The 12328-nt window shown below is 31.0% G+C and carries 12 protein-coding genes; 6 read left to right on the forward strand and 6 right to left on the reverse strand.

All coding sequences use genetic code 11. From position 1 onward, the window contains the following. Nucleotides 1-51: 51 nt before the first annotated feature. The 5 genes from ACFSR1_RS00925 (at nt 52) to ACFSR1_RS00945 (ending at nt 7183) form a co-directional block, all read left to right on the forward strand. Entirely contained in the window at nt 52-3030 is a 2979-nt protein-coding gene (locus tag ACFSR1_RS00925; protein WP_378288723.1) for a TOTE conflict system archaeo-eukaryotic primase domain-containing protein, read from the forward strand. Between the two features lie 158 nt (nt 3031-3188). Beyond that, nucleotides 3189-3527 (forward strand): DUF6922 domain-containing protein, encoded by a 339-nt coding sequence (locus ACFSR1_RS00930; RefSeq protein ID WP_378288725.1) that lies wholly within the window; start codon nt 3189-3191, stop codon nt 3525-3527. Between the two features lie 43 nt (nt 3528-3570). Then, on the forward strand, nt 3571-4314 hold the full coding sequence (locus ACFSR1_RS00935) for a nucleotidyl transferase AbiEii/AbiGii toxin family protein (RefSeq protein ID WP_378288727.1): 744 nt from the start codon (nt 3571-3573) through the stop codon (nt 4312-4314). Nucleotides 4315-5112: 798 nt separating this feature from the next. Next, nucleotides 5113-5289 carry a hypothetical protein gene (locus ACFSR1_RS00940; RefSeq protein WP_378288729.1) on the forward strand — a complete coding sequence of 59 codons (177 nt, stop codon included), beginning with the start codon at nt 5113-5115 and terminating at the stop codon, nt 5287-5289. Nucleotides 5290-5440: 151 nt separating this feature from the next. Continuing rightward, entirely contained in the window at nt 5441-7183 is a 1743-nt protein-coding gene (locus tag ACFSR1_RS00945; RefSeq protein WP_378288730.1) for an alanine racemase, read from the forward strand. A gap of 116 nt (nt 7184-7299) precedes the next feature. Here the strand turns inward: ACFSR1_RS00945 and ACFSR1_RS00950 are convergent, their stop codons facing one another. From ACFSR1_RS00950 to ACFSR1_RS00975, 6 genes are all read right to left on the reverse strand, one after another. After that, entirely contained in the window at nt 7300-7494 is a 195-nt protein-coding gene (locus ACFSR1_RS00950) for a hypothetical protein (protein ID WP_378288732.1), read from the reverse strand. Nucleotides 7495-7545: 51 nt separating this feature from the next. Next, complete coding sequence (locus tag ACFSR1_RS00955; RefSeq protein WP_378288734.1) at nt 7546-7716, reverse strand: hypothetical protein; 171 nt, start codon at nt 7714-7716, stop codon at nt 7546-7548. Nucleotides 7717-7733: 17 nt separating this feature from the next. Beyond that, nucleotides 7734-8084 (reverse strand): cupin domain-containing protein, encoded by a 351-nt coding sequence (locus ACFSR1_RS00960; RefSeq protein WP_378288736.1) that lies wholly within the window; start codon nt 8082-8084, stop codon nt 7734-7736. A 385-nt stretch (nt 8085-8469) separates the two neighbouring features. Beyond that, nucleotides 8470-9036: a helix-turn-helix domain-containing protein gene (locus ACFSR1_RS00965; protein ID WP_378172481.1), complete on the reverse strand. Its 567-nt coding sequence runs from the start codon at nt 9034-9036 to the stop codon at nt 8470-8472. 61 nt (nt 9037-9097) lie between these two features. After that, a complete protein-coding gene (locus ACFSR1_RS00970) occupies nt 9098-9445 on the reverse strand; it encodes a hypothetical protein (protein ID WP_378288738.1) in 348 nt (115 codons plus the stop codon). A 123-nt stretch (nt 9446-9568) separates the two neighbouring features. After that, nucleotides 9569-9763 (reverse strand): cold-shock protein, encoded by a 195-nt coding sequence (locus ACFSR1_RS00975; RefSeq protein ID WP_378288740.1) that lies wholly within the window; start codon nt 9761-9763, stop codon nt 9569-9571. 804 nt (nt 9764-10567) lie between these two features. Between ACFSR1_RS00975 and ACFSR1_RS00980 the strand changes: the two genes are divergently transcribed. Continuing rightward, entirely contained in the window at nt 10568-12328 is a 1761-nt protein-coding gene (locus ACFSR1_RS00980) for a Na/Pi cotransporter family protein (RefSeq protein WP_378288742.1), read from the forward strand.

Here is a 12328-nt window from a genome sequence, read left to right on the forward strand (position 1 = left end):
TAAATTTTATAGCAATGTGTATTTTTATTGAACAATTACTTTCAGAAGAAAATGGATATCAGTCTAACCACCAAAGAACAAATTAATTTGTTTCGGTCTATATTTAAAGGGCGCGAAGATATTTTTGCAAAAAGATGGGAAAAAGGAAGTAAAAACAGTTATATGCCTGCCTATTTCTATGATCCTTATCGATATAAGGCTCATAAAATGAGAGGAGGTAATTTTAAAGACTTTACTGAAAAGTCATATTTGCAATTAAATGATGATCAAATCTTAAAACATCTCGATGGAGAACAGTTAATAGGTATATATCCATTACTTCAGGATAACACATCTTGGTTTATTGTTGCAGATTTTGATAAAGCCAATTGGGAAAAAGAATGTAAAGATTTTATTGCTATATGCGCTAAGCAAAATATTCCTGCTTATTTAGAGCGATCTCGATCTGGAAATGGAGGACATATATGGATATTTTTTGAATCCCCCTACCCAGCTATTAAAAGTAGAAAAGTTTTTAAATCTCTTTTAGAAGAAAGCGGTGCATTTTCCATTTTTGATAAAACTTCAAGCTTTGATAGATTATTTCCTAATCAAGACTTCCTTTCTGGAAAAGGTTTTGGCAACCTTATTGCACTACCTCTATATAAACCAAATGTAGCGCTAGGAAATAGTTGCTTTATCAATCCAAAAACATTGGAGCCATATGATAATCAATGGGAATTTTTACAACAGATAAAGAGGATAAAACCTAATAAGCTAGATAACCTATATAATTCAATTAATGAAAATAATGTTACGACAACTTCTTTGACTAATAGTGATAAACTAACTATTGTTTTAGATCAGTCAGTTCATTTTAATAGAACTAGTTTAACATTACCATTAATAAATTTTCTAAAATCTACATATAATCTTCCAAATTCAGAATACTTCATTAAGAAGAAAATGAATAAAAATATATGGAATATTGACAAATATTTCAATCTTATAACAGAAACAGATAATGAAGTTATCCTTCCAAGAGGTACTATTGGACAATTACTTCGATTTTGTAGAGAACAAAAAATAGAGTTTGATTTTCAAGATAAACGCAAAAAAGTAGAGGATCTGAATTTTGTATTTAGTACAACATTGCTAAAACACCAACAAGAAATCTTGCCTCTAGTTCATAAAAAGGATTTTGGTGTTATTGTAGCTCCTCCAGGATATGGTAAAACGGTAATTGCATTAAAGATTATTGCAGATAAAAAACAACCTGCATTAATTATTGTTCATAGAAAACAATTATTAGAGCAATGGATCGAACGGATTGAAAGTTTTTTGAAGATTCCGAAAAAAGAAATTGGAAAGATAGGTCAAGGCAAAACAAAAATAGGTAAACAGATTACTATTGCAATGGTCCAAAGTTTAACAAAAAAGATTGATGACATAAAAACAGTAAAGGCTTTCAAAACTATTATTGTAGATGAATGTCATCATATTCCAGCGGAAACATATAGTACCACTTTATCAAAACTCTCTACATACTATCAATATGGACTTACTGCAACGCCTTTTAGAAAATATAATGACGGAAAACTAATTTTTGCACATTTGGGAGAACTTATAGCTGAAATTAAACCACAGGATATTGAAACTTTTAAGAAAGCAAGAGTTGTTATTCGTAATACTAATTTAAATATTCCCTTTAACTCGAAAACCGATCATTTCGAAACCTTATCCAAAATATTAGTTCACGATTCAAACAGGAACAAACATATTCTTACAGATATAATTAAAGAAGTAAATAATGGAAGAAAAATAGTTGTTATTACCGAAAGGAAAGAACATATTATTATACTACATCAGTTTTTGAAGCAAACTTGTGAAGTCATAACATTAAGTGGAGATGATTCTGAAAACGATAGAAATATAAAGTGGGGGATTCTGAAAGAGGGTAATTATCAAGTTTTAATTACTACTGGGCAATTTTTTGGGGAAGGTACCGATCTTCAAAATGTAACTTGCCTCTTTTTAGTATACCCTTTTTCATTTAAAGGCAAACTGATTCAATTTATAGGAAGAGTTCAACGATCTGAAATTACACCAATTATTTATGATTATAGAGATCATCAGATTGAATACCTTGAAAGATTATTCCTAAAAAGAAATACATATTATAGAAACCTAGACAAACAAGCTACCCTATTTGATGATATTTTAGAATCTGCTACAGTATCCAAAAGCAATACAATTATAAACAAACGGATAAAAATATCCATCGATCAACTTGATTTTCGATATGGTACAATTGCTTTCATATATAAAGACAGTTCTTTTTCTAATGAATTAGAGTTTGAAATTGAGAATGACTATATACGTCCTGAATTTGATGTTTTGAAACCTTATTTTTCCAAAATATTGGGATCTAAAAATGTAGAAATTGATATTCAAGCTGAAATTGAAAATAATATTTTGGTTTCTCAACTCGCATCTTCTAATGATTTAGAAAATATAAACAGAGAGATTATAGAAACTGTTAGATTTACTTTTGTCGAAAAAACTTTTTTCGGAAACAAATCATCTGCAATGACAAAGTTAGATTTAGATGAAAACCAAAAAGATACGGATGGTTTATATCAGTCAACAAGAGAGTTATTAGAAGATATTCTCAAAAACAAAAATGTAAAACACTTCAGGCAATTACAATATCTGGCAACTAACCATATGGATACCGTGTTAAAACTTAGATACGTTTTAAATCCATTTGCGTTTGTTCTTTTATTATCTGGAGAAAATCAATTTCATCTTGTTTTAGAAACTTTAAACACAGAAGAAGCAACCTATGTTTGGCATATTGAAAAAGACATTACTATGTTAAAAGAGGACCTTAAACGTATAGATAGAGAACTAAATATAATTAAAAATGATGGGAGACAGCTTTATCTCCAAAGTCAACCCACTAATTTTAGTCGAATAATTCACGATTATTCAAACGATAAGAAAGGGTTTATTCTTTGGAGAGATCAATTAGAAGAAAAATTATATTAATGATCCTCTTTAACTTATAGAAAACATAATCCAAGTAATTTAGTATCGTATATTTTTCATATCATTATTATTTTTCTAAACTTCAACATTTCATAAATTCAGGCACAAACCTTGCAGTATAATTCGATAAAAAAATATTAAGTATCTTTGTAATAGTAATGAAACGAGTAGTAAAGAACATATCAAGTAAAAAGAGGTTAGGTAGTAGAAGTCTATCCCAACTATTCCCTGCTGTTATGTTTTGGGATGTTAATATGGATATGCTTTCTCTAAATAGAGATAAAGACTTTATTATCCCTCGTGTTTTAGGTAGATTTATGGATAATAACGAATACCTAGATAATCTTGAAGCTATCTATCCTATTGACGAAATAAAAAGCTTTGCTATCAACAGTAATGAAATATTCGGAAACGAAATTATAGAACATTTAGCAAAACGATACCACCTTAACCCTTTTGACTTCAAAAAATATATAGATTTCTCTCAATATGCTTAAAAAAGGGGTAAGCGAAAAACTTTATGATTTAATCAAAAAATTAATGTCAAATGAAGAATTCGATGATTTTCATTTGGGAGGAGGAACGAATCTAGCCATAAAATACAATCATAGATTATCCATTGATATAGATCTCTTTTCAACTGATATAGTAGGTACAGAGAAACTAAATCAAATCATCAATTTTTTCAAGAGAGAATTTGAAACCGAAACTATACAGACCATCCCTATGAATTTCGGGAATGAACAATTCGCATGGTTACAGGTTTTTGTAAATCACCCTGATATAAAAACAAAGGTTGACATTATTCAGAACCTGAAGCTTACTGAGAAAATTGAATCTATCGATGATATCCGCTTAATAAATGACATTGATATAGGAGCTTTAAAATTATTGGCAGCCTCTAATAGAGGTGTTCAAAAAGATTTCTATGACCTTTATTTATTAAGTGAAATATATCCCTTGGTTGAATTCTACGATAGACTACAATACCGAAATGAAGTGTTTGCTTCCAAAAAAGATAAAAACATTTTTGACATAAGTACTGGAAAGCCAATAGAACGTCTTGAAAGAGACCTAACGTCATTAGGAAATTTCAATAGAGCGAGTAATAAAAAAGAAGAAAGCAATCGGATTGTCTTTACAGAAGACTCAAGTGTGAAACTTGCATGGCCTGTTCTCAGAGATCGATGGAAAAAGAAAGTTCAAGAATTAGCAAAAGAAAAAGGTTTGATTTTTAATGAGACACCGACAACCAGAAGTAATTCAAAGCGAAAACTTAGGTAAAACTCTAACAAAACCTCACCAAAAGCAAACAAAAGCTAGCACCTCCATTTCACCTCGAACTCCCCTACCCCTTTATTTACAAGGGTTTATTACATATTGTATCGGGAAATAATAGATAACTACAATTCTAATTCTCAAATAGTATCTTTTGTACTTTGATAGAATATTCTTTGCTTTTTTGCAACTCAACTGGTGATCCTTCTTACGTAGTAATACTTTACAACAAAAAGATATTTTGAGGTTTATCGAAACTCTTTGTAGCTTCTTATTAATACCTGAATATTTAGCATAGCTGTTTTCAAAAACCTAAAACCTATGATTTATATAACATTCCATTTCTTTTCTATAACGATATATCCTCTATTTGTAATGATCTTTGTAAGAGAGTTTATAATTAAGTTTTATGCTTAGACGCTATTATTTTAGACATGGACCATTTAGGATTACCAAAATGATAATGAATGCGTAGTATTTGATAAATACGACAAAACATTTCAGGTAATAAAAAGGCAGAAATTAAAAATTCTGCCTTTCTTAAGTACGATTGAACAAAACCTTCAGAAATAACTTTTTATTGGTGAGAAAATATTAGAATAACAGACAAATCAAACCGATAAGACCAATTTTAAATAAATGACGATACACAATTAATCTAACTCTTAAAGCCATTCGAACAGATTCTTTAACATCGTCATTTTTTCTTGCTGATTCTTTTTATCCTCAGAGACCGTTCACACATAAAATAAATCTCTGGGGAGAAAAGAAACAAAAATTACAACCCTCTTTAAATATTTAATTATGAAACTAAACAAAAAAAGGATTCTAAAATATGAAGTAGGTGACACGGTATTTACTAAAATAAACCCAAACATTTCACTAATCATAAGACGCTATATTGATGGAATCTATTACTGTGGTTTTCAAAATGACCCTGATCGTTGGGAATTGGGTTTATCTGCAAGAGCACTGGTATAAAAATAACGTCTTTTCGAGCTCAATTTCTTTTATGTTGAATCCCTAAAATCACGAAAACATCAGCATTAGTCTATTGTGAAAATGAATTTTATAAGCAGATAGAAAAACTTTGCAAGATATCTACTGAATTAATCTGTATTAACCTACTATTATGCCAACCCCAAGAATAGATATTAACCTCCACAAAATTGCTCATAATACTAAAACGTTAAGCTCTCTTTTTCTGTCAAAAGGCATCGATATTATAGTGGTTACTAAAGGAATATATGCATATCCTCATATTGCTAAGATTTTGACAGAGAATGGAATCAAAATTCTTGCTGACTCAAGAATAGCAAATATCAAAAAAATGCGTGAAGCTGAAGTAAAAGCAACATTTTTACTGATCGGTTCACCCATGATAAGTCAAGCAGAATCTATAGTGTTAAATACTGATATAAGCTTAAATTCGGAATTATCCATTATAAAGAAACTTTCAGAATTTGCTATCCTACATCATAAAATCCATAAAATCATCATTATGGTAGAATTGCGAGATTTGCACGAAGGGATAGTTCCGTCACAATTGGAAAACACCATCAAAAAAGTACTGACCCTTAAAGGTATTAAACTGATAGGAATAGGTACAAACCTTGCTTGTTTTTCGGGAGTTCAATCCACAGCAGAAAAGATGCATACACTATCTTCTATTGCTATTAGTATCGAGAAAAAATTTCAAATTAAACTATCCATAATTTCAGGAGGAAACTCAGCCAATTATAATTGGTTCAGTACTACAAATAATGTTGGTAGGATAAATAATTTGAGATTAGGGGAATCTGTATTTCTGGGATATGAACCTTTGACAGGGAAACCTATTCCAAAACTTTATCAAGACGCTTTTATGTTGGTGACCGAAGTTATAGAATTAAAAAACAAATCGTCTGCGCTAAATGACAAGATCAGTCTGAATACTTTTGATAATAAATCAAAACTTAAAAACCAAAGTGTGCTAAAACAAATTGTATTAGCAATGGGCATACGAGATGTAATGGTGGCTGGATTAACTCCAAAATTAGATATTGAAATCCTGGAAGCTAAAAGTGATCACATTATAATTAATGCAAAAAAAGAAAAACTAAAAATAGGTAGCGATATAGCATTTACGTTAAAATATGGAGCAATGGTTACCGCTATGAATTCACCTTATATTTTTAAAAATATCATCATTCCTATGAATGCTGCAGAATATTGCGAGATAGTAGAAGAAAAAGATAGGTTACATAAGAAAAAAGCAGCTATGATGCCTATAAACGAAGATCACTCGCCACTGATAAGCCTTCAGAATTCGGGTTTTAATATAGTTTTTGAAAAATCTCTTCAGGAAAACTATCGTTTTTTAGTTAGAAAAGAAGTCCATAAAAAAATTGGTCGAATCAGTAAGCTTCTGGATAGTCAAGGTAAAAAATTAATTATTAGATCAGCTTGGAGATCATTTGAACATCAGCAAAAACTATGGGATCAGAAAGTAAGTTCCTTGAAAAAGAAATATCCCAAAAAATCCAAAGATGAAATAGACAAGATCGTATCAAATTTTATCGATTCCAAAAAACAATCTACACATTCCACCGGAGGAGCAGTTGATGCTTTGATTTACGATTTGAGAAAGAAATGTGTGCTGGATTTTGGGACCAACGACAGACTCTATATTCACTTAAATGAAAAGTGTTATCCCAAACATCCTGACATTAGTGAAGAAGCAAAGAAAAATCGAAAACTATTGATGAAACTTTTCGAAGATGAAGATTTTGTATGTGACCACAAAGAGTATTGGCATTTTGACTACGGTACTATTAGTTGGGCAGTAGAAAAGAATAAAGAATATGCTCCATATGGTGTTATAGAAACATCTTAAGCATCACCAACTCTTATGAATATCATGGTTAAAAGTTACCTTTTATGATTATTTAAAAACGTGAGTTTTTATTGTGGTAAAAATCTATAGGGCACAGTTCTCTTCATCAATTGAATTCAATAAGTTTGAAGCTCTGCAAAAAGTAAATCTAGTTCTGCCCTGGATTTCTTAAGTTTAATGGCAAGACCATTAAGCATGATTTCTTTTTGTTCATCTGCAAAGTCAAAATCTTTGTCCGACAGAAACTTAAATCTACGTTTGAGCATTACCTTTTGCTCTCTCCAACTTCTTGTAATATTTGTTTTAGCCATTACATCTATTCTTTTATGTTACTATTAATTATATCATTCTAAAAATCAAAATCAACTCAAAAGCTCTCGTTCAAAAAACACTACTTCTTTCTTCTCTGGATCTTCGGCTAATTTGCAATAATATATTCGTCGATAATACAACCGTACAATCAATTTTACTTCAGGATTTGCTTTGTCATAAACAGTATCACCTGGTTTGAATTTACCTTCTTGTCCTACCATACCAATTATATTAACTCTTAAATACTTATATTCTCATAACCGCTCATAATTACTGTAGATAACATTTTAAAACGTTTATTAGCCCTTATAATATTACTTGCGTGAGCAGGAATAATGATTGCCTGACCAGTTTCAATGATATTTGATTCTTCATTAATAACAATCTCAGCTTCTCCGTCTATAATTTGAATAAGATTGTCAAAAGGAGATGTTTTGGAAGGCAGTGCTTCTCCTCTATCAAATGATGATATGGCTACAATTCCTGTTCTTTTCTTCAGAATTGCTTTCATAACCACAGAGCCAGGCATATAATCTATCGTGTCGGCCAATCTATGGTTAGTTGATTTTTCTAATTCATGATTTTTCATGGAGATTATAATAGAAGATTAATGCTCAACTAGAATGCGATACCTGTGACTTACAATTGAAGTTTATTCCTGACTTCTTTTTTCCTTTCTTTTTGCCGCTTTTGCAGCTCTTTTCTCTTTTAAGTTTTTTTCAGGAGCTTTTTTACCTGATTTCGGTTTACCTTCGTTTCCTTTTGACATGATTTTATGTTTTAATAGTATTAATATCCAAGCTGTTATGGGTAGTTTTACTATGTGTACAAAAATCGATTAATTAGTGTCTTAATGTGTTACACTCGTTCAAGCCTACATTACATATATCACACTTTTAAAGTTTCCTAAGAAAATGGTAGTAATTCAAAACGGTCTATGTATTAAGAATCTAGTTACTAAAGTATTCAGACAATTATAGATCCTCTAGGTTTCGTTTTCGTTTTTCTTTCAGTTTCTTATAGAACGTAGGAGTCAAACCGGTGATTTTTTTGAATTGGTTAGATAAATGTGCCACGCTACTGTAGTGTAATCTATAGGATATTTCAGTAAGGCTTAATTCATCATAAATAAGTAACTCTTTAACTCTTTCAATTTTATGTATGATAATAAATTGTTGAATCGTAATTCCTTTTACTTCAGAAAAAATATTGGCTAGATACGTGTAATTATAACCGACCTTTTTACTTATGTAATCTGAATAATTGACTTTGGGCAATTCATCTGTGTAATGAATCATTTCGATGATAACATTTCTAATTTTCTCAATTAGAATACTCTTTTTATTTTCCATCAATTCTAAACCGGATTTGCTTAGATTTTTCTTCAGTTGTCTGCGCTGGTCTTTAGTTATATCTTCCAGTATCTCAATAACGCCTAATTCTAATACGACATAATGCAAACCAAGTTTTTTCAACTCATCCTTAACCAAGAGTTTACATCGTAAACTGACCATGTATTTTATGAATAGTTTTGTACTCATATTTGTATGTGTTTATATGCTAACAAAACATCTGTTCATTATTAGAAAGCCAATTTTTACATCATTTTCTAAGATGTTGCCCAGGTACAAGCTTTTGTAAGCGTAATATGGTTGATACTTCGTATGTCATTTCTTTATCAATCACGGTATGTTTAATAAACGAGATGATAAAGTTATCACCGATCTCTTTATCGGGATGTAATAAATGTCTTTCAAGTATAACAGACAGAACCTCATTAAAAACCCATGTTTTTTCTAATCCGGATCCTGTTTTATAACAAAATGAATAACCGTCCTCAACTTGCCCTTGATAAACTCCCTCTATTTTTGATATTTCATTCATTTCTTGAGAAGTAGAAATACCAAATGAAATCAGTAATACTAAGAGTAGTTTTATTCGTCTTGTCATATTTTATTTTTTGTAAGGAATTTTATTGGTACCATATACGTTTAAGCATTACCGTAGGATATAAGACATAAAAAGCCATCTTTAACAGATGGCTTTTCGATATTTTTGAAGATACAAGATCTACTATTTGACCAACTCAACATTTACCGCATTCATTCCCTTTGGACCTCTTTCCATCTTGAATTTTACGTTATCGTTCTCACTAATTTCATCAATCACACCGCTTTGGTGTACAAAGACATCCTCATCGGAATCCTTAAGCTTTATAAAGCCAAATCCTTTGGCAGTATTGAAAAATTTTACTGTTCCTTCTTTCATTATTTTTCTCTTTATTAGTTACTATTCCTATGTTTAACTTAAAAATGTTCTTTTGCATCATTGCTGAGAAAAAAAGAGAGCAGAAAAAGAATATTGAATTTAGGGAAACAAGATTAAATTGGAGCTTTCCGAATTTTAACACAGTAAAGATACCTGCTATTTGTATACCTTATCCAAATCATATGTTAAATATAATTAAGAAGAGTCATTAGGGAAAATTAGAAATACGAACTATCATATCCAGTGTACATTTTATTGTTTTTTTGTTTCCTTATTCCTAAAAATCTTACATTTTATATTCTTAAAAGGATTTAGATTATAATTATTCTTTTGTAACCATTTTGAAAAAAATGATAATGAACTAAACCATAGTGATTTTGTGAATTTTAACAGGAATTATATTAGACGTGTAAATTCATATTTATTTCATCGATTTATACCTTTAGAAAATCCGGAATCATCGCGAGAAGATGAACCTACTCATATCAATCTAAAATTTGCCAAGATTCAAGATTCCTTATCTTCATTTTGTGATATATTCTTGAAAAACTATTCTCAAAGTTCAATTTCTTGACTTGCCGAAATCATTATGATCCAGAATAAAATCACCTTGAATCTAATGATGAAATTCAAAATATTCGTATTCTTTATACTGAAAACAATATTCAAATCTGGTTGCTAGTTTGTATTTTCTATTCCTAGAAATTAACAAAGGAAGTTGTAATTAAGTTATATTATGTTTACCTTAAATTAATAAATATTTTATAGAATGAACCTTGCATAAACATTACACGTGGACATCTTATGATAAAAAAGTCATTTTTTTATTTTTTATTAATTGCCCTTGCCGTTGCTTTATTTTTTAATCCAAATTTTAAAACAGTTACCGCTGGTGTTGCCATTTTACTTTTTGGCATGATTATGCTGGAGGAAGGGTTTAAAGTTTTCTCCAAAGGTCCTCTCCGAAAAATCTTAAAAAAAGCAACTGATAAACTATATAAAGGTATTACCGCCGGAGCTCTAGTCACTGCCTTTATACAATCAAGTTCATTAGTATCGGTGGTTGCGATTTCTTTTATAAGTGCAGGATTGATAAGCCTTAGTGGTGGAATGGGGCTAATTTTTGGGGCAAACATTGGAACTACAGCCACCGCCTGGCTCGTGGCTGGTTTTGGTTTGAAAATAAAAATATCGTCTTTGGCAATGCCCATGCTCGTATTCGGGATTGTTTTTTCATTACAAAAAAGAGTTTCGTTAAAGGGGATTGGAAATATTTTGGCCGGATTGGGATTTTTCTTCTTAGGAATCCATTACATGAAAGAAGGTTTTGATGTATTTAAGGAGTATATCGATCTTACCGAATATGCGATTCCAGGATTCCTGGGGATAATCGTTTATACCGGAATCGGTATCATCATCACTACGATTCTTCAATCGAGCAGTGCAACATTAGCTTTGATTTTAACTGCTTTGGCAGCCGGACAAATTGAATATGAGAATGCTCTAGCTCTAGCCATAGGTGCAAATATTGGAACCACTATTACTGCAGTTCTAGGCTCTATAAGTTCGAATATTGCGGGAAAAAGACTGGCAGGAGCACATTTAATTTTCAATTTGATTACTGGAATAGTTGCCTTAGCTATCATATTTCCACTTGCAAACTTAGTTAATTATCTGTCCAATACGGTAGGTATTTCGAGTGACGATTTTACTCTAAAATTGGCAATATTTCATACCATTTTCAATGTTTTGGGTGTAATCATTATGCTACCGCTTATTAAAATGACAGAAAGATTCTTAATCAGGATTTATAAGGAAAAAGACGACAAAGGAATAGAGGTGCCCAAATACCTGAACGAAAGCATTCTGAGGTTTCCAGCCACAGTTATTTCGGCGCTTATAAAAGAATCGAAGTATTTGTTTGAGAATGCAGTTTTTGAGATTGTCGCACACGCATTGAATATTCATAGAACGCACATAAAATCAGATTTAAGACCAAAAGAAATCGTTAAAAATTCCAAAAAAGATTTACAAACAGATGTCCGAGATTTGTACTACAGCAAGGTAAAAACTATCTATGGCGAAATAATCAAATACGCCACTACAGCACAGAGTACCTTGAAAATGGGTGAAAATCAAAATGATAGAATTTCTGAAATTATAGTTGCCAATCGTAAGATGGTAGAGATTATAAAGGCTGTTTTAGAAATGGGTATTAATGTATCCCGATACCTAGACTCAGAAAATGTTCATTTGGTTAAGGAGTACGATAAGTTTCGAAAAAAAATCGTAAAGGTCCTACGTGTTATCTATTTATTCAGGACTCATGAAAATAAAGAGGAGTATTACGCCAAACTTTTGTCACTCAGAAACGAGGCAAAAGAGGGAAAACATCTAACTAATAAATCTATCAATACACTCATAAGGAAAAATTTAGTTACAGCCGAGATGGCTTCTTCTCTTGTCAATGATAAGGACAATCTAAATGAAATCATTAAAAACTTGATTTCGGTCGCAGAACTGCTCTACGGAGAAAAAGACTCTTTATTGGAAAATGGGAAATAG

This window comes from Aquimarina rubra, from assembly GCF_042684305.1.
Taxonomy (GTDB): domain Bacteria; phylum Bacteroidota; class Bacteroidia; order Flavobacteriales; family Flavobacteriaceae; genus Aquimarina; species Aquimarina rubra.